Here is a 19,462-nt window from a genome sequence, read left to right as displayed (position 1 = left end):
TTAAAGGACTCGCTGTCGCTCGATTTGTTTGTTGGTGCAAATTCATCTCGCCACTAAAAGGCACGTCCGCCGTTACCTTCGGTAACTCTACTCGGACTCGCTTTATAGTGGGAGTCTTCTTTGCACATTTTAAGATAAAAGCGTTCGTTGCGTAGCTGTATGGCATCAACAGTGCAACTGCCACAATGTTCTCCGGGCGGTGGAACCGCAACTGATTGCACCACCGCATCCGACACCCCGGCCCAGGGTAGATGTCCCTCCGGAGCTTGCAAAGAATAGGTCAGTTCCGACTCATTCAACCAATCGCTACTGATGAAGTCAACCTCAGCACGAGGAGCAGCGAGTTTCCAACCGATGCGATCGCGCCAGGCATTAACCGCCGCTTCGTGATTATTAGGATGCTTGGACAGCACTGCTTGCCAAAGCCGCAGTTGAACACTGAGTCCAAACCGTCCATTACTAGCCGTTAACCACATCTGATCAATGGCACGAATCACCGCTGGCCGTGGCAACATCGGGTTAAACGGCGATCCCGGCGCAAGCAGTTGGCGGGTTTCTCGATCGGCAGCCGCCCAATCCTTGGACTGGAGCCGTTCTTCTAGCCGTGCCAACTGTGCCTCAATGGCCGCATCAAGATCACCGTTCTCAGTCAAGCAAGGGCCTAACCTCGATCGCACATACTCACCAGAGCGCAGATAGTGGACAACCTGCATATGCTGAGGCTGGCCGCGAGTCGGGCGCAAACTGAGGTAAAGTCCATGCACAGAAGTTGGTATGCCGTAAAGGCGATCGCCATTGTTGGGCTGACCGCGAAACAATCCATCAAAGGGCAGTTGGGAATAATCGGCATCGGGGGCAAGTTGTTGATAATCACTCACCGCAGCCGCATTGAGCAAGGTTTTAACCTGGCCATTTTGGTCTTGCCACTGCACCGTTAGGGTCAACGTTGTTCCAACTGGGTTTTGAGGAATTTCCGTCGCAGTGGTCTCCGGTAGGTTGCCCGCCAATCGATAGGTTAAACTTCCGCCCTGGTTCAAAGAAACCCTCGTTTGACAGGTGACGTTGTAGGGATTAGCCTGGGCCTGCATGGATGGGGACGGTGTCGTAGTTGTGGCTAGGGCTACCGTTAAGACACAGCTTAACCGCTTCAGGATGAGCATCTTAGACATGAGCAAGCGCCTCCAAACTGACGCATAACGTAATGAAGCGGGATTTTTTAAATCCCTAGATTCAGTTGCAACCGTTATCTGCTGTAACGGCCATTCTGTAAGGCGTATTACCAGCAACTAACCTAATTCCAGTCTAAAACGGTTGGATTGACACCGAACATGTGCGGGTAGATGGGAAAGTGTAGCGCGATCGCATCAACCTCACTAGGGACGAAAGCGAACAAACCCCGAACAATCCACCACTGCGATCGTCACCTATCACCCCGCCGCAAACTATTTCAGCGCATAGCGGTGGAATTAGGCTGTACTGCTACTTAACACTAACTGAGTAGGCACGAATTCGGTAGATGTACTGCATCCTGAAAGTGAGTCGATTCCAGATAAAACCCTCGAGTCTTGAGTGCGCCAAACAGCGTTTCAATCCCCTTTAGGAGTTAAGATCAAGAGGCTCTGACGGTACAATATACATTACACTTTGTTCCTCTTTGGGTTCAGGTGGGCGAAGCTGTAACCACTCCTGAAAACTAATTTCTAGTTTACTAATGGCTTTAACTTCCAGCTCATACGCTGTAAATCGTTGGCTTGTTTCAACCATTGATTCCATTTCTGTTAATGCTCTCGGAAGTTTCTGGATAATCTCTTCGCGTCCTTTCTCTGTGACACCAAAAACCCCTTTTTTGATATCTTCACGTTCAATAATAGAGGCGGGCAAGAAGTTAATCCATTCATCAACTTGAGAACTCCAAGTCTTATTATTAGGCGGTACTATTTTATCTCTCATCAACTCGAACACAGAATTTTCGGTAAGATTTGAGTCTTTCCATTGATATATTCTTGTGAGGCGAGATAAATCAGTTTTTTCTTTTAGAGTTGGATGTAAGTACATTAATGGGTTAGAAGTTAGTAAAAGATCAATATATGTTTCAATACGATGGTTGATTAGAGCCTGTCCTTTTTTAAGGCGTTGTGCTGCTGTATCAAATTCTCCAAGCTCTAAATAGCATCGTGCTTCCGCAATATAAGCAAGGCATAATGTCAACAAATATTCATCCCCAATTTGACTCGTAGCAACCAGCTCCTTATCTAATAAATCAGTATATATATGTTCTGCTTCTAAAAATAGATTGATAGCATTAAGAGCGCTACTTCTACGATTATCACCTTTGGTCATAGTGAAAGCATTCGTCGCCAGATCCAAGGCTGCTCGAAACTTGGCGTAGAAGCTCAAATCAATCTTTTTATCAATCTTTTCTAAATACACTTGAACACTTTCTAAACGGTGTTCTAGCTCTTTTAATCGCTTAGAAATCACGACAAGTCCCATTGCTGAAACTCCTAAACTCAGCATACTCGCTGCTGTTGTGATTCCCAACATTCCTTGCATTTGATCGAGCTGTTGCGTGACAGCGGCAAAACCTCTCATTGAAATGTTTGCATTAATGCCTTGCATCACAAGATTTAGGACACCAGTTACAGGATCAATGCTAGGCAGCATAAAAGCATTAGAACTCGATGCCAGTAGTCCGGATTCGCCAACTTCTCGAAGCCACATCACGACTCGTCCAGAGGCATCTTGAATGACCCCACCATTCCGAAAAAGACTGCCATTGGTGAGTCCTGTCAGGATTGCAGCAGGTATATCAAACGTTACGTCAAGAGGGATCATGGATCTATTTTTCCAATACGAATAATGGGGTTTGCCAGGTCAATAAAGTTGACAAACCCATTTGAATATTCAGCCTTAATAGAATGGTCGAATTTGTGATTGATGAATCCAACCACCACCAAATTGAGAAGTCCAAAACCAACCATTTTGAGATTCTGGATATACACCAATGACAATCATATCGGTCACAGTGTCGATCACATTGCCATTGGGACGATCGCGCACATTAGAAGGTGGGTCAAAAACCAACATATACCCTGTGTCTTCAGCATTGGGATCGCGCCATCGTGCGGAACAAACAATACTGAGCATATTACGGGTTGCTTGGGATTGGGGACGATGCGTTGCGCCGCCGGAGTACCATTCTCCGAGTGAACAGTGGGCTTCCGCCGCAAAGCGTGTGCGCCCTAAGTAATAGGTAAAGCCAACCCAGGCAGACATACTATGGGGCCCATTCATAGAAACAGAGCTACCATCTAGGGTGATAGGTTGACCAGTTGAAGCGGGGCCAAGATTGTACATTTCAGCGTTTACATCGGGTGCAACTAATGCACACAATGCAACACCAATTCCGAAGCAAACATTCTTCATTTTCCCTCTTAATACCAAAAAACTAGGGGGGCTGTGAATTTAATTGTTAAAGCGTAGAGATGTCAATCATTCTGACATTTGAGCGCCAGTATACCATGACCAAATCTGAAGATGGAGGCTAAAGAAAAATAACTTTACTTTGATACGATCGCACAATTTTCCTGTACATAATTTTTAATAAAAATTCAAATAAAAATAGAAAACAGGCTCAATTGTTTGAGGTTGAGCCTGTTGGGTGAAAATTAGGACTTAAGCCGTGGCGACTAGGCCGTTATGACGGAGTAGGGCTTCGGTTTGGGGTTCGCGGCCGCGGAAGGCTTTGAAGACCTCCATGGGGTGGAGACTGCCGCCGAGGCCGAGGACGGTGTCGCGGAATTTTTGGCCGATGGATTGGACGGCGGTTTCGTTGTCTAGGCCCACTTCTTCAAAGGCGGCGAATGCGTCAGCACTGAGGACTTCCGCCCATTTGTAGCTGTAGTAACCGGCGGCGTAGCCCCCGGCGAAGATGTGACCGAAGGCGCAGAGGAAGGCATCTTCGGGGAGGGGGGGCATTACTGTCGTGGTTTGGGCGAGACGATCGCGCACATCAAACGGAGTCTCATCGCCGCCGGGTTGATAGCGGGCGTGGAGTTCGAGGTCTAAGAGGCTGAAATGAATTTGGCGCAACATGCCCATGCCGCTTTGATAGGTGCGGGCGGCGAGGAGTTTTTGATAGTCCGCTTCGGGGAGGGGTGCGCCGGTTTGGTAATGTTTTGCCATGCCGAAGAGGGTGGCGCGATCGTAGCACCAGTTTTCCATGAATTGGCTGGGCAGTTCCACCGCGTCCCATTCCACGTTACGGATGCCGGATGCGCCGGGATAGTCTACCTGGGTGAGCATATGTTGCAGGCCGTGGCCGAATTCGTGGAAGAGGGTTTCTACTTCGTCGAAGTTCATCAGGCTGGGGCGATCGCCCACCGGGGGCATCTGGTTACAGACGAGATAGGCGACGGGGAGGCGGGTGGTTTGGCCCAATTTGGCCCGGCCGACGCATTCATCCATCCAGGCCCCGCCGCGTTTTTCCGCTGGTCGGCTGTAGGGGTCGAGGTAGAAGGCGGCGATCGCATCCCCCGCCCCATTTTTCACCTCAAAATAACGCACATCCTCATGCCACACCGGCGCGACTCCATCGGCAGCCGCGATCGCCACCCCAAAAATCCGCTCCGCCAAACCAAACAGCCCCTTCAACACCTCCGGCAGCGGGAAATAGGGCCGCAGGGCTTCCGTGTCCAGGTCAAACTTCCCTTGCCGTTGTTTTTCCGACCAATAGGACAGATCCCAGAGGTTCAATTCCGGCTGATTGGCAAAGGTTTTTAACTCGGCTAATTCTCGCTGGGCTGCGTCATAGCTCGCTTGGCGCAGTTCTTCGAGGAGCGTTTCCACCGCTGCCACACTGGGGGCCATTTTCCGCGCCAAACTCAACTCCGCAAAATGATCAAAACCAAGAATATTCGCCTTTTCTTGCCGCAGGCTGAGGATGCGATCGATCAGCGGCGTATTGTCAAGATTCCCGCTGGCCGCCCGCGTCACATAGGCTCGATAGACGGTTTCGCGGAGATCGCTCCGTTGGGCGTGCTTTAAAAACGGGCCAAAATTGGGAAAATCAAGGGTGACAATCCAGGGCCCTTGTTCCGGGGTGGCGGTGTCGATCCCCTTTTGGCGGGCCGTTTGGGCGGCCAAACTGCGCCAACTCTCCGGTAATCCTGCCACCTCATCCGGCTCGGTGAGTTTCAACTCAAACGCCTTCGTTGCGTCTAATACATGGTTAGAAAACTGCGTGCCGAGTTCCGCGAGTTCCAATTGAATCGCGTTGAAGCGGTCTTTCACCTCCCCGGTTAAGCCAACGCCGGCTAATTCCGCATCTTGCAGCCCTGATTCTACGATTCGCTGCTGGGTTGCGTCGAGACTCGCCCACGTGTCACCCTCGCGCAATTGCTTCAGGGCTTGGTAGAGGGGCTGACTTTGGCTGAGTTGATTACTGAATTTCACCAATTCCGGCTCTACTTGTTCGTAGGCGGTGCGGAGTTCGGGGCTGTTTTTCACGCCCATGAGGTGAGAAATCACGCCCCACGTCCAGCCGAGGCGTTCTTCTAGTTGGGTGAGGGGTTCGATTAGCCCGGTCCAGGTGGGGGTGACGCTGGCTTCTAGCTCGGCTTGGGCGGTGGTGAGGTCTTGGAGGAGTTGGGTGACGGCGGGGACGACATGATCGGGGGTGATGGCGGTGAAGGGGGGTAAACCGTGGCCGATCAGGAGGGGGTTTTCAGAATGTGTCATAGAACGTTTCAAATCCGTTGTGTGGTTTGGACTGGAGTTAGGGCAGTCCATTTTCTACGCTACTGGATTTTTTTGCCCTGGGGGGGTGTGGATTTTGCGCCATGGGGGGGGCTGAATGGGGGATCTGGGGGGTGGCGTGAATCGAAGACAGTATTAAGAAGTACAGATCCTCTTGCATATCGCGTCACAATGAGTCCAAGCACTGACGGATTAAGGAGCGAGAACTTCCTGTGCAAACCAATATCTCCCCTCAAGACATGATTCAGATTCGGGTTGAAGATGACCGAACCGGTATGAGCCCGGAGACGCTAAAGCGTGCTTTTGCCGATAATTTGTTCTATATCCAAGGCAAGTATTATCGGTGGGCAACGGCGAATGATTTTTATATGGCTCTGGCCTATACAGTGCGCGATCGCCTCATTCACCGCTTCATCAAAACGATGAACACCTACGAAGAGCAGAACGTGAAAGTCGTCTGCTACTTCTCCGCCGAGTTCCTGATGGGTCGTCACCTAGAGAACAACATGATCAACCTCGGCATCTACGAAGACATGAAAAAAGTCGTCGAAGATGCGGGCTTGAACTGGGGCGATATCCTCGACCAAGAGCATGATCCAGGGCTGGGCAACGGTGGCTTAGGCCGGTTGGCGGCCTGCTTCCTCGATTCTTTGGCGAACTTGGAAATTCCTGCGATCGGCTACGGCATTCGTTACGAATTCGGCATCTTTCATCAGGAAATCCGCGACGGTTGGCAAGCGGAAATCCCGGATAAATGGCTCCGCTACGGTAACCCCTGGGAAATCCCCCGCCCCGAAGCCACCGTACAGGTGAAGCTCGGCGGCCATACGGAAATGTCCCACGACGAAAAAGGCCAGCCCAAAGTGACCTGGGTCGCCGATCGCAGCATCACCGCCATTCCCTACGACACCCCTGTACCGGGCTTCAACACCAACACGGTGAACCCGCTGCGACTCTGGCGGGCAGAAGCGGGCGAAGACAAAGACTTCAACTTTGATGCCTTCAATGCTGGGGACTACGATGGCGCAGTGGCCAGCAAAATGTCGTCGGAGAACATTTCTAAAGTTCTCTATCCCAACGACAACACCCCCCAAGGTCGCCAACTCCGCCTTGAGCAGCAATATTTCTTCGTCTCGGCTTCCCTCCAAGACATCATCCGCCGCCACCTGCGGATTCACAACACCCTCGACAACCTCCACGAACATTTCGCCATCCAACTCAACGACACCCACCCGGCGGTGAGTGTGGCGGAATTGATGCGCCTCTTGGTGGATGAGCATAATTTGGATTGGGATAAGGCCTGGTACATCACCCAAAAAACCCTGGCCTACACCAACCACACCTTGATGCCGGAAGCCTTGGAACGGTGGTCTGTGGATCTGTTTGGCTCGCTGTTGCCGCGCCATTTGGAAATTATCTACGAAATTAATTTCCGCTTCCTGGAAGATATCCGCACCTGGTTCCCCGATGAGCCGGAACTGTTGAGCAAGCTTTCAATTATTGAAGAAGGGGCGCATAAATCGGTACGGATGGCGAATTTGGCCTGTGTGGGCAGCCATGCCATTAACGGGGTGGCGGCACTCCATACGGAACTGCTCAAGCAAGATACCCTCAGCCATTTTGCGCGGCTGTGGCCCGATAAGTTCGTCAATAAAACCAATGGGGTCACGCCGCGTCGCTGGGTGTTGCTCTGTAACCCGCGCTTGGCGAAGTTGATGAACGATCGCATCGGCACAGACTGGGTGAAAAACCTCGATGAAATGCGCAAGTTAGAGCAGTTCATTGATGACCCGAAATTCTGCCAAGAATGGCGGGCGATTAAGCAAGCGAACAAAACAGATCTTGCGGCCTACATCTGGAAAAAGAACAATATCGAAGTGAATCCTAATTCAATTTTCGATGTGCAGGTGAAGCGGATTCACGAATATAAACGCCAGTTGCTCGATGTGCTCAATATCATCGCGCTCTATAACCGGATTAAACAGAATCCGGCGGTGAAGATTGTGCCGCGCACGTTTATCTTTGGCGGCAAGGCTGCGCCGGGCTATTTCATGGCGAAGCTGGTGATTAAGCTGGTGAATGCGGTGGCGGATATTGTCAATAAAGACCCGGATGTGCGCGATCGCATCAAAGTCGTCTTTCTCGCCAATTTCAATGTCTCCCTCGGTGAAAAAATCTACCCCGCTGCCGATCTCTCCGAACAGATTTCCACCGCCGGGAAAGAGGCATCGGGAACCGGCAACATGAAATTTGCCATGAACGGGGCGCTCACCATCGGCACCCTTGACGGGGCAAACATCGAAATCCGCGAAGAAGCCGGCCCCGAAAACTTCTTCCTCTTTGGTTTGACGGCTGAAGAGGTGATGACGATGAAAATGCAGGGCTACAATCCCATGGCCTACTATCACAACGACATGGAATTGCAAGCCGTGATCGATCGGATCGCGTCGGGCTATTTCTCCCACGGCAACCGCGACCTGTTTAAGCCCCTGGTGGATTCGCTGCTTTACAACGATCAGTACATGCTGATGGCGGATTTCCGGGCCTATGTGGAATGCCAAGCTAAGGTGAGCGAGGCCTATTTGGATCAAGACCGCTGGACGCGGATGTCGATCCTCAATGCGGCGCGGATGGGTAAGTTTTCGAGCGATCGCACCATTCACGAATACGTCACGGAAATTTGGAAAGCCAAACCCGTCAAAATCGAACTCGAAGAATACAACCAAGAAAACGCCGGTTTGAAGTCGTAACTCCAATCCTGTCAGTGCTCAATCTTGGCTTGAGGTGAACGAGGGGCAATCTGCCCCTCGTTTTCTATGGGGTCTCTCGCTTGCATTGTGTCAGCCGTCTTCAAAAGCGAGGGCAGGGTCACCCCCTGCCTCGACGCGCTCCGTTGGTCAAGAGATGCTAAGAAAGGAAACGAGTTTGTCTGCAAAGGAAAAGACTCAAGTAGATTAAGATGATGGGTGGCTTTAATTCAATCAACGGTTAAAGCGATCGCACCATCAACCGTTTTACCCAACGACCTATGACTAGCTCTGTTGACAACACATCAGAATCGCAGTCTTGGCTGGCGAGCAAGAATGTGATCATTGCCGGCATTGTCTGGGGAGTTTTATCACTCGGATTCTTCCTCCTCAGCGTCATTCAGCCGGAGGTAGAAGAAACCCTATGGTATCTATGGGGAACCTATATTGCTGAATGCATCCCCTTTTTCGCCGGAGCCGCGCTCTGTTACCGCAACTGGCAAAGCCCCAAAATTGCCAGCGGTCGTAACGTCTGGCTCGGCATCGGCCTCGGCATCTTGGCCTACTTCATTGCCGATCTCATTTTTGGCTTTTGGGAAATCTATTGGGAGCTTGATCCCGAAGTGTCCCCCGCCGACCTGTTTTACATGGCATTCTATATCTGCTTAGGTGTGGGTATGGTGTTGGCGGTGCTCTCCAAGCGGTTGAGCCTCGCCCTGTGGCAATGGGTGACGCTGACTGTCATTGCCCTCGCCGGGACAGCGTTAGCGGTGTGGATTGCGATCGCCCCCGCCCAAGCCATGGACAGCCCCCCACCCAGCGCCATCACAGCAGAAATCACCATTGACTCCGCCCCCACCCTCCCCCCAGAAACCCCAGACACCGACGCAACCCCCAGCCATCCCGTCCCGATCTGGGTCAATACCCTCCAAGACAGCTTGCTCCAATTTTCCGCCCCGATCAACTTCTTCTACATCATTTGCGATGTGGCCTTGCTGATCATTGCCGTCATGCTGCTCCTGGCCTTTTGGGGGGGAACCTTTGCCCGCTCCTGGCAAATGATTGCCGCCGCCGCCCTCGCCAAATACTTAGCAGACATGTGGTTTAAATATGCGGCAACCTTACCCACCGAGTATGCCAGTGGGGGATTTCTAGAAGTATTCTTCGTATTTAGTGGTATCTTATTGGCCATTGGTGCGGCGTTAGAATTCGATATTTCCAGCCGACCACGTAAAAGTCGGCGCAGACGGGCAAACGCCACCACAGAATAAGTATGAGTCCCAGAAAGTTAACCGAGACGGATAAGCAAGAAATTCTTGACTTGTACCATCAACCGCAAGAAACCACATCAACGCTAGCCGAGCGGTTTCAAGTCAGTAGCTCTACGATTAGCCGCTTTCTGAAAAGTCGTTTGAACGAGCAAGACTACGAAGATCTGATCCAGCAAAAGCGGTTAAGTCGCACCCCCACCGGTGCGGCTAACGTGATTCGTCAGTATACGGAACAGGCTGCGGATGAACCCGAAGCCGACTTGCCCACCTCGACCAGTCGTAAACCCCGCAAGCTTCAATCATCACGATCGACGCAGCTCACAATTCCTGACCCTGAACCAGCGAAACTCATTGAACTCGTTGCTACGTCGTCCACGGAAAAACCCATCCGACGAAATGCAACCGTCGTTACGTCTGCCCCAGACCCCATCTCTGACGATGAGGATGAATCCCTCGATCCGTTTCAAACCCTGCTCGATGACCAAGATCTTGAGCCGGAATTAGACGATGATGAATTCGATGATGACGATGACTGGGATGATGAAGACGATGACGATGAGGATGAGCCTCGTCCCCAGCCTCAACCCCGTTCCGCCAATGGTGTAGAAGTGCTGCCCCTCTCCCGCGCCACGTTTCCGCGCACCTGTTATCTCGTGGTCGATCGCACCTCTGAACTGATTACCCGCCCTCTCCATGAGTTTGGCGATCTGGGCTCGATTCCCTCCGATGAAACGAGCCAGCGCACCCTGCCGATTTTTGATAATCATCGGGTGGCCCGGCGGTTTTCTCAGCAGCGATCGCACCGCGTCATTAAAGTGCCCGATAGCAACCTGTTTGAAAAAACCCGGTCTTATCTCTATGCCAAGGGCATCACACGGATTTTGCTCGATGGGCAGGTCTATTTTCTCTGATGTTCCCGGAGCAAACCCCTCACGATTACCCCTTAATCCCGTTGCCCCGGCAGGGGGATTCGGGTTTGTTGCGGCCTCAATGCCGACTCTCCCATCGAAATCATTGCTGCGATCGTCGCAGGGGAGAGCCGGTCAAACCTGGCCCGCTACCAGGGGTCAACGCTCGTTGATGATGATTAGTTGATAATCTTAAACTTTTCTAAATATTGGGGCGTGGTTTTTATGCAGGTCTGACCCCAGCAGCTTAAAATTAAGCCAGCGGCAGTAATCCCAAGCCCATCCATTGACGCTTGGAGATGTGTAAACCCTGATGCTCTCACGTCATCATTCACGCTGAATAGTGACGAGAATACTCGGAAAAACAGAGCATACACCTCACCTCAAGATTGCGATCGCCGTCGAGGCCATGAACTCTTACTCTAGAGCTTTGTTATGGACGTTCAATCACTGTTGCAACGCTACGAACGGGGACAGCGCGACTTTAGCGGCGTTGATCTCAGTGGTGCAGATCTCAGAGGCACAACACTGATCGGCGTTAACTTTCGCAATGCCAAACTACGCGGCGCGAACTTGAGTCGAGCCTTTCTCACCAAAGCCAACTTCAGCGCCGCCTGTCTCAACTGGGCGAATCTGCACTGTGCCAAACTGAGCGATAGCAAACTCGCCGATGCAGACCTCACCAAGGCCAACTTGGAAGGGGCCTTCATGATTAACGCCAAACTGCCTCGCGCCAAACTCACCGGGGCGAACCTGGCCCACACCAACCTTCGTCGGGCGAATCTGTGGGGGGCAAACCTCAGCGGCGCAACCCTCTACAGAACCAACCTCCGCCAAGGGAATCTCAGCGGCTGTAACCTCAACTGGGCAAACTTAAACGCAGTGCGCCTCAGTGAGGCTAACCTCAGCGGCGTGTCGGCCAATGGTGCCACCCTCGTTGCTGCGTTTTTGCGCAATGTGGATCTCAGTGGCGTGGATTTAGAAGGGGTGGATCTCAGTGATGCTCGTTGCCAAGATTCGATCCTGATTGGGGCCAATTTCAGTGCGGCGAAATGTTGTAATACCCATTTTCAGGGCGCGAATTTAAGCCGGGCCAACTTTAGCAACGCCAACCTCATCAAGGCCTCCTTTGATCGGGCGGATCTCACCAACGCGATTTTGAAACAAGCCCGCCTTACGGGGACAAGCTGGGATCAGGCGATCCTTCAGGGGGTGGATTGGGACGGAGCCGAAATCAACGATTCCGATAGCGATCGCCCTCCGGCTGAACATCATCGGTTTGATCTCTTTTCCCCCGAATTAACCTGGGCCGTTTAACCCGTCGGCACAGACGACTACTCGGATCGCGGCGGGCGTGATTTTTTGCGGCGCGGGGAGGCAGCGGCTTGACCCGTTGCCTCTTCCCTAGCTCTAAACGGTGCGGGAATTGTGGACAGAGATTGGATAAAATGCCGTTGAATATGAGGGAGTGGGAATGTCCAGAATGCAGGACTAACCATGACAGGGATATCAACGCGAGTCGAAATATAGCAATCAACAAGGGCATTAGGACAGGCAAGGGGCTTAAGCCCCTTGTTCCAGAGTCTCTGAAATGTCCTAACCGCTCTGGCTAGTGCTTCTGTGGAGCGACTGTAAGAGCCGAAGAGAGTCAATCTCAGAAGCTAGGTGCTATGAAGCAAAAACCTAAATAGCGATAGGAGGATACGGTCAGCCATGGGATTCAGTCTGTATTATTCGTCTAGGGTGGATGGGGGCTTGTGCCACTGTTGGACGGAGGGGGAAAGGGTGATCAGGTCTTCAAGATTCGCCGCCATGGTTTGGCAGATTTGATCGAGGGGGAGGTCGTTGCGATCGTAGCCGAATGGGTTTTCAATTTCGATGCCAATTTCCTCAATCCCGAACACGGTAAAGGACACCAAACCCACCACCACCGCCGTCCACCAGCGAAATTCATCCACCATTTGAAACGAAAGACCGAGGCAGTAGATCAGCAATAATTGCTTGAGGTGGATTGAATAGGCGAGGGGGATGGGGGTTTTTAAAATGCGCTCGCAGGCTCCTAACACATCCACCATTGTATCGAGCAGTTTGAACATGGCCGCCAGTTGATAGGCGTTGATGCGATCGCGATCGTATTGCAATTGCAGATAGTCCCCAATCCAAAAGGCCACTTCAAGGGGTGGATTGTTCATGGTGGTGAGGCGATCGCACCGCTGCTGAGGCATCAATGGCGCAAGTTCATCACAGGCCATCGTTTCACTGCGAAGATGGCGTTTTGTGGTCACGGCAAAGGCTACCAAAAGCCGCATCATCGCGATTTTTTGGGCCCGGTCTTGGGCGTTTTCGGCGGCGATCGCGACCCAAATCTGCCGCGCCAAGTTGCGCACCGTATTCACCAACGTCCCCCACTGTTTGCGCCCCTCCCAAAACCGTTCGTAGGCGGTATTGGTGCGAAACACCAGCAGCAACCCCAGCACCAAACTCGGCACAATACTACTTTCAACTGGCAACGACACCGGCCAACCCTGCTGATGAACCATCGTCACCCCCAGGGAAAATCCACAACAAACCAAAATGCGCGGCAAAATCGCGGGGAGCACAGACGCTCGCAGTTGAAAGACAAACCGGAACCAATTGCGTTTTTCTTCGGGAATTATGCGGGGCATGGGCATTACACCACAGGATCAACGTTCACCATACCCTAAGTCAGGCTCACGCGATTCACGGTGATCTTCACGAGAGAGATTTTTCTGGTCTTTTTTGTGATCAGGGTGGGATCGGGGTGTTGAAACAGCCGGCGATCTAACCCTGATCAACTATCCCAGGTGGCGGGTGGGGTAGCTTTGCCGATCACGATCGCTTCATAGTTATGGAGGTCGAGAAATTGCTCGGCGCGGAGTCGGCCCAATTCAATAAACCCTTGGCGTTGATGGAACTGGAGCGATCGCTGATTTTGAATCGGTTGCCAGACAACGATGGCGGAAAACAGGGTATTGGGAAACTGAATCGGGAGCGATTCATAGAGGGTGCGGGCGACCCCTTGCCCTGCCATGTCGGGGTGAACGGCCAAGATTTGAATATAGCGATGATTGTCGCGCTGGGTCTGGGCGGGGATCTGGGGATTAGCCCAGGTAATTTTATCTCGCAGGACGGGGTTAAGTAGGGAGAGGGCGATCATGACAAAACCGAGGATGCGATCGCCCTCATCCACTGCCACTAAATACCGTGTTCCCTTGCCCAAGGCTCCCTGTACCGTTTCTAAACTCGTGGGCTCCAGCAAAAAACCCCGATCAAAACTGTCACAAGCCCCACGAGCATTGCGATTGTGAATCTCCACTAAACAGGGCGCATCAGCCTCCGTAGCGAAGCGGACTTGATAAATTCCCATGCCGGTCTAATCCCGTTCATCATCGTACCCTTACGCCAAACTGCGATCGCGCCCTTGCCATTGGATGACCCCGCCGCAGATCCGGTTTAAGATTCTTCCGTCGGCTCTGGGGATGAACTGGGAGAGGCCTTATACAGGGCATCCAATTTTTCACGCGCATCGTCTACATTGATGGAACGCACCACAAGCAAGGGTTCATCAATGGGTTGACCATAGTCGTCTAACAGTTCAGGGTGGGGTGCTGAGACGGTGCGGCGTGCTCTGTTCGTTTGGGGTTGAGGGCCAGTCCGGACGCGACGATTGGATTCAATGTTTAAAGTGACCAGACTCCGAATCAAATTACTCACCGCCAAAAAGGCGATCACAGTAAAGACCAAAATGTAAAGTATCTGTAACATAAGCAGCATCCTCTAGTATCAAAATTCTAGCAGTTCTCATTCTTGAACAGGTTTAATGAAGACCATCAATGGACGTGATGGCGACGCTCAACGCTACCCCCTCCGGCTTCAGGGCAACCGTGGCCTGCCTATTGCACGGATTATCACCCATCACAAATTTCGAGAATTGGTTATGAATTCACCATTAACCCGCACCTACATTGTAACTGTTTGTTACGGTTCCTCACGGTGCGTCTTTTGCTCGCCAGCGTCTCCATGGTGTGGACTGTTCTGTCCTCAAACTGTCGTTTTTTAGCAACCCTGTCGCCCTTGTTGCCCCTATGCTGACCCCTGCGCCTGTCCTGTTCCTGATCACTGCTGATGCCATGATTGCAGCGTGGTTTCAGCAATTCAGCCAAACCCAAAACTATCAACTGCACTGGTGCGCCTCGGTGGATGATATCCCGGCGATCGCTGCCGCAATCGCCACCCGCTTACCCGCCCTCATCCTCCTCGCGACGGAATTGCCAACCCTAGATAGTTATCATCTCTGTACCGTGCTGCCCCCTGCGATTCAAAATCGACCCTTGCCAGTGCTGTTTGTGGGAACCCCGACCCGACCGTGCGATCGCGAGCGGGTGTTTGCCGTGGGCGGGGCAGACTATTTAGAGTACCCATTTTGTGAAGCAGAAGCGATCGCCCGTTTAACCCTCCAGTTACGCTTAATGACGATCGCGGTACTCACCCAACCCAATGATGATGACAACGACGCAGATCTTGACCCGATCAAAACCCTGCCGAACAGCCAAACCATGACGCAATATCTGATTGAACAATGGGATCTGCTCACTCACCAGGCGTTGCCCTTAACCCTGTTGCTGTGCCAAATCAATGAATTCATGGCCTACGAAGAAAGTTATGGTTTTCGAGCGGGTCAACGCTGTTTTGGGCAAGTGGGGCAAAACCTCTACGCGACCCTCACCGATACCCAGCATTTTCTCGCACGATATCGAGAGGATCAATTCATGATCGCCTTACCCCAATGTCGCGCCGACACTGCGATCGCGATCGCCCACGCCATGACCCAACGCATCCAAGCCCTCCAAATCAACCATCCCCGCCAAGCCGCCACCCCAATCATCACGATCAGTATTGGCATTGCCAGCCTCATTCCCCGGCGCACCTTCTCCTATGAAGTCATGCTGCGGGCAGTAGAAGCCGCCTTAAACGAAGCCCACAGCCAACCCCAGAAAGTCTGCCTCAAAGCCTTTCATGATTAAGAGGCTGTTTAAAAAGAAAGGTTAAGAAGAAGCAAGAGAACGCAGCATCAGGTGAATCATTACCCCATAGATCGCTAACTCAGAAACTTGTAGACCTCTCCCTTTTTTCCGTCGTCTTGACGGATAGAATTTCAACGTGCTCGACTCTTTCTACGATGCCAGGTCTCTTTTTGGATGACTCCACTTCCTTTACATTTCTTGTTACACGACCTCTTAAAGTGTGGATTCATTGTTTGCTGTCTGAAAGCCTTGGAAAACTGACCATGACCCCCCAGACGACACGGGCGGACGATTGATACAGGTTCATGGTCGTCGCGATCGCAATCTCGTCCGCTATGGCTTTGACCTCTGGCGCTGCTTTTTCATTGACGCTTGCTTGTTTTCAGATTCCCTCTTCAACCCGGTTCAACTTTTGTCCTGTCCTTAGATGGCTCTTTTGCTTTAATAGTGTCACCGCCTTTAATTGAGGTCACTGTATGAATAACAACCCAATTTTTGTGTTTGGAACCCATAAATCTGGGACGAGCTTGGTGCGATCGCTGTTTGATGGTCATCCAGATTTATTTGTTGCGCCCATTGAAACCCATTTTTTTCAGCATCTGCAATATTGGATTTCCTACGCGATGCACAGCCCCCACTATCGCAAAGGGCCTTGCACCATCAATGCATTTATTCAAAACATTAAAGGGGGCATCCGCTATGCAAATACGGAAGATAACCCATTCTCCGATGCGATCTCTAAAGAACTATTCAATTTAGAACAGTTTGACGCGGCCGTTGAGCAAGCCTTTGCCGGATGCGATCGCCAGTCTGACGTGATGAATCCGGCTGATTTATTTTGGATCTATATGAATGCAATTCATCAGAGCTTATCCGATCGCCCCCTTGATCCAGATTGTCGAATTCTTGAAAAAAGTACCGAGACGTTTGAATTTGCCCTTGATTTACAAAAAATGTTCCCCGCTGCTCGTTTCATACATGTGGTGCGTAATCCCTATGCCAATCTTGTTTCCCTACGCAAATTCAAAATGTTCAACCGCAAAAAACGCATCATTGAACACTATCCCTGGATCGGCACAGAAATCCGCAGCATCACTCAATCTTTTTATCATCTCGATAAAAATTGCCGTCTGCTAGACCATTATTTTGTCCTCCAGTATGAAGACTTACTATTAGATTCACAGGCTATGATCCGGCAACTCTGTGATTGGCTCGATCTAGACTTCAACCCAGTTCTAGAAACTCCCACCTTTTTAGGGCAGGCATGGCACGGCAATAGCACCTCTGGTCAAACGTTTTCGGGCATTTCTCAGGCCCGGCTGAACCAGTGGCAGCAGGAAATTTTCCCCTTAGAAGTGCATTTAATTAATCGCACCGTGCCTGATTACATTTTGGAACGGTTTCATTATGATCGCCCAGAACCGAAACAGTCGTTTTATTGGCCCGCCCACCACGAATATCCTCAAGAATATCTTGCGAATCGGCTGCTGGGCCGGTTGGGTTAGGGTGTCATGCCGTCCGGCGATCGCCCTCCAAAATCATGAAGCCCCTCGCCTCATGGGAGAAGGGTTTGGGGTGAAGGGCAAGAGGTCAACAGACGATTAACACCGACTCAACACTTACACCAATACCGGCGCGACCTGTTCCCCGGTGAGGCTGAAGGCTCGAATTTCCGTGATTTTCACCGGGACGGTTTGCCCTTTTAACTGGGCAATATCCCCCGCGAAGAAGGTCAAACGGTTACCCCGCGTTCGGCCCATCACTTGGGTGGGGTCTTTGGGGTTTTGGGCTTCAACGAGGACGGCTTCAATGCGATCGCGATACCGTTGCGATCGCTCTACCGCTTTCGTTTCCACCAGACGATTGAGTCGTTGGAGGCGATCGCGCTTCTCCTCCTCACTCACCTGATGCTCCCACAATGCCGCCGGAGTCCCCGGCCGGGGGGAATAGGCCGCCGTATTGAGCAAATCAAACCCGATCGCCTCGACAAGATCTAACGTCTGCTGAAACTGTGCCTCCGTTTCCCCCGGAAACCCAACGATCGCATCCGCACTAATCGACGCATCGGGCATATACTCCCGCACCATCTCAATAATCCGCCGATACTTCTCCTGGGTATAGCCCCGCGCCATCGCCTTCAGCACCTCGTTATCTCCCGACTGAAACGGAATATGGAAATGCTCACACACCTTCGGCAGTTCCGCACAAGCCCGCACCAGTCGCTCCGTAAAATAACGCGGGTGACTTGTTGCAAACCGAATCCGCTCAATCCCCGGCACATCGTGAATGAAATAGAGCAAATCCGTCAAGGTATGTTGATGGCGACCCTCGGCGGTGCTGCCCGGCAAATCGCGCCCATAAGCATCAATATTCTGCCCCAACAGCGTGATTTCCTTAAACCCTTGTTGTGCCAAGTCTTCAATTTCGACGCGAATTGCCTCCGGTGTGCGGGACTGTTCCACCCCACGCACCCCCGGAACCACACAATAGGTGCAACGCTCATTGCACCCATAGATCACATTCACCCAGGCCGTCACCTCACTATCTCGGCGCGGCTTCGTAATATCTTCGACAATATGAATCGGATCAGTGGCCACCACCTGCTGCCCGGCGAACACTTGATCAAGGAGATCCCCTAAGCGATTGGCGTGCTGCGGCCCCATCACTAAATCTAATTCCGGGACGCGCCGCAGGAGTTGTTCGCCTTCCTGTTGTGCCACACAGCCCGCCACCACTAGGGTTAAGTCCGGTTGCGTCTGTTTCCGTTTTGCCTGCCGTCCGAGGTAGGAATATACTTTTTGCTCGGCGTTGTCGCGGATGGTGCAGGTGTTGTAAAGCACAAGATCCGCCGCGTTGGGGTCATCACAGGCAATCATGCCCATATCATCTAATACCCCAGCCATGCGTTCGGAGTCGGCTTTGTTCATCTGACAACCGAAGGTGATGACGTGATAGGTGCGCGGGGTAGTCATGGGTGAGTGGGGGCAGGTCAAAACAGCCTTTCTATTGTACAGAATTGCGATCGCTCAAGTAGCGGCCACAGTAACGGTAGTGCCGTGGCACACGTTAATCGGTGGGTTACGACGGATTGCTAGATTGCAGTGATGGCGGGAGTTTAATCCGCCTAACCCACCCTACCCTAAAGCACTATTTTAGCTATGCCATTATAGTAGGGTGCGTTGGGCGGCGATCCTTCTGAACATCCCAGATTTTAAGTCGCAAATCCGCCGTAACGCACCCTCTGCTGAATCGTATCAATTGGACTGAAGAACACTGACTTTAACAGTCGAACGCCTGCGTATCGATGCTGTTTATTTGCAAAGATCGCGAAGGAGTCCCTAGATCACACGAACATTTTCTGCTTGGGGGCCTTTTGCTGCCTTGACGACATCGTAGGACACTTTTTGTCCTTCCGTTAATGTGCGGAAACCATCGCCTTTAATGGAGGAAAAATGAAGAAATACTTCACTACTGCCATCATCGGGTTCGATAAACCCGAATCCTTTGGTTTCGTTAAACCATTTTACTTTGCCTTCAGCCATAGGAAATCTCTCTTTTTAATCAGATAATCTGGGTTTCCATCATAACAAATTGTCGATCACGTTGGATGAGATTAAATCGTAGAGGAGAGTGACAATTTTTGAGACCATATATCCTAAACTGAAGCGAGAAATTGAAATCTAAAGAATCTCTGTTTTTTATAAATCATTACAAAAGGAAGCGCGATCGTAATC

Annotated in this window: 15 protein-coding genes and 1 pseudogene; 7 read left to right on the top strand and 9 right to left on the bottom strand. The window is 51.5% G+C overall.

Translation table 11 applies throughout. The features are described from left to right. Positions 1-53 precede the first annotated feature (53 nt). The 4 genes from PN477_RS08755 to PN477_RS08740 all read right to left on the bottom strand — a co-directional run bounded on the left by PN477_RS08755 (position 54) and on the right by PN477_RS08740 (position 5,739). Positions 54-1,169 (bottom strand): GUN4 domain-containing protein, encoded by a 1,116-nt coding sequence (locus tag PN477_RS08755; protein ID WP_272116543.1) that lies wholly within the window; start codon positions 1,167-1,169, stop codon positions 54-56. A 427-nt stretch (positions 1,170-1,596) separates the two neighbouring features. Further along, positions 1,597-2,835 carry a hypothetical protein gene (locus PN477_RS08750; RefSeq protein ID WP_272116542.1) on the bottom strand — a complete coding sequence of 413 codons (1,239 nt, stop codon included), beginning with the start codon at positions 2,833-2,835 and terminating at the stop codon, positions 1,597-1,599. A 75-nt stretch (positions 2,836-2,910) separates the two neighbouring features. Further along, positions 2,911-3,276, bottom strand: a complete 366-nt coding sequence (locus PN477_RS08745; protein ID WP_272147165.1) for a hypothetical protein — start codon at positions 3,274-3,276, stop codon at positions 2,911-2,913. 399 nt (positions 3,277-3,675) lie between these two features. Then, positions 3,676-5,739, bottom strand: a complete 2,064-nt coding sequence (locus tag PN477_RS08740; protein WP_272116538.1) for a M3 family metallopeptidase — start codon at positions 5,737-5,739, stop codon at positions 3,676-3,678. A 257-nt stretch (positions 5,740-5,996) separates the two neighbouring features. Between PN477_RS08740 and PN477_RS08735 the strand changes: the two genes are divergently transcribed. From PN477_RS08735 to PN477_RS20850, 5 genes and pseudogenes are all read left to right on the top strand, one after another. After that, positions 5,997-8,507 carry a glycogen/starch/alpha-glucan phosphorylase gene (locus PN477_RS08735; RefSeq protein WP_417158779.1) on the top strand — a complete coding sequence of 837 codons (2,511 nt, stop codon included), beginning with the start codon at positions 5,997-5,999 and terminating at the stop codon, positions 8,505-8,507. Positions 8,508-8,785: 278 nt separating this feature from the next. Further along, the gene (locus tag PN477_RS08730) at positions 8,786-9,775 is read left to right on the top strand and encodes a hypothetical protein (protein WP_272116534.1); all 990 of its coding nucleotides are present in this window, start codon (positions 8,786-8,788) and stop codon (positions 9,773-9,775) included. 2 nt (positions 9,776-9,777) lie between these two features. Continuing rightward, a complete protein-coding gene (locus PN477_RS08725) occupies positions 9,778-10,686 on the top strand; it encodes a helix-turn-helix domain-containing protein (RefSeq protein ID WP_272116532.1) in 909 nt (302 codons plus the stop codon). Positions 10,687-11,118: 432 nt separating this feature from the next. Then, positions 11,119-12,000 (top strand): pentapeptide repeat-containing protein, encoded by an 882-nt coding sequence (locus tag PN477_RS08720; protein WP_272116530.1) that lies wholly within the window; start codon positions 11,119-11,121, stop codon positions 11,998-12,000. Between the two features lie 83 nt (positions 12,001-12,083). Further along, positions 12,084-12,374, top strand: a pseudogene (locus PN477_RS20850) (zinc ribbon domain-containing protein); the annotation flags it as partial. 39 nt (positions 12,375-12,413) lie between these two features. Here the strand turns inward: PN477_RS20850 and PN477_RS08715 are convergent. The 3 genes from PN477_RS08715 to PN477_RS08705 form a co-directional block, all read right to left on the bottom strand. Then, positions 12,414-13,355: a bestrophin family protein gene (locus PN477_RS08715; protein WP_417158778.1), complete on the bottom strand. Its 942-nt coding sequence runs from the start codon at positions 13,353-13,355 to the stop codon at positions 12,414-12,416. A 140-nt stretch (positions 13,356-13,495) separates the two neighbouring features. Further along, the gene (locus tag PN477_RS08710; RefSeq protein ID WP_272116526.1) at positions 13,496-14,071 is read right to left on the bottom strand and encodes a GNAT family N-acetyltransferase; all 576 of its coding nucleotides are present in this window, start codon (positions 14,069-14,071) and stop codon (positions 13,496-13,498) included. Between the two features lie 86 nt (positions 14,072-14,157). Then, the gene (locus tag PN477_RS08705; protein WP_272116524.1) at positions 14,158-14,469 is read right to left on the bottom strand and encodes a DUF2973 domain-containing protein; all 312 of its coding nucleotides are present in this window, start codon (positions 14,467-14,469) and stop codon (positions 14,158-14,160) included. 320 nt (positions 14,470-14,789) lie between these two features. Between PN477_RS08705 and PN477_RS08700 the strand changes: the two genes are divergently transcribed. Then, complete coding sequence (locus PN477_RS08700; RefSeq protein WP_272116522.1) at positions 14,790-15,728, top strand: diguanylate cyclase domain-containing protein; 939 nt, start codon at positions 14,790-14,792, stop codon at positions 15,726-15,728. A gap of 476 nt (positions 15,729-16,204) precedes the next feature. Beyond that, a complete protein-coding gene (locus PN477_RS08695) occupies positions 16,205-17,233 on the top strand; it encodes a sulfotransferase family protein (RefSeq protein WP_272116520.1) in 1,029 nt (342 codons plus the stop codon). Positions 17,234-17,347: 114 nt separating this feature from the next. Here PN477_RS08695 and miaB read toward each other — a convergent pair whose 3' ends face one another. Continuing rightward, positions 17,348-18,700, bottom strand: coding sequence for a tRNA (N6-isopentenyl adenosine(37)-C2)-methylthiotransferase MiaB (miaB, locus tag PN477_RS08690; protein ID WP_272116518.1), 1,353 nt, complete (start codon positions 18,698-18,700; stop codon positions 17,348-17,350). Positions 18,701-19,066: 366 nt separating this feature from the next. Further along, positions 19,067-19,270, bottom strand: a complete 204-nt coding sequence (locus PN477_RS08685; RefSeq protein ID WP_272116516.1) for a cold-shock protein — start codon at positions 19,268-19,270, stop codon at positions 19,067-19,069. Positions 19,271-19,462: the final 192 nt, after the last annotated feature.

The organism is Spirulina subsalsa CS-330, assembly GCF_028330765.1.
Classification (GTDB): domain Bacteria; phylum Cyanobacteriota; class Cyanobacteriia; order Cyanobacteriales; family Spirulinaceae; genus Spirulina; species Spirulina subsalsa_A.
This window is presented reverse-complemented; position numbering and strand designations above follow the sequence as displayed.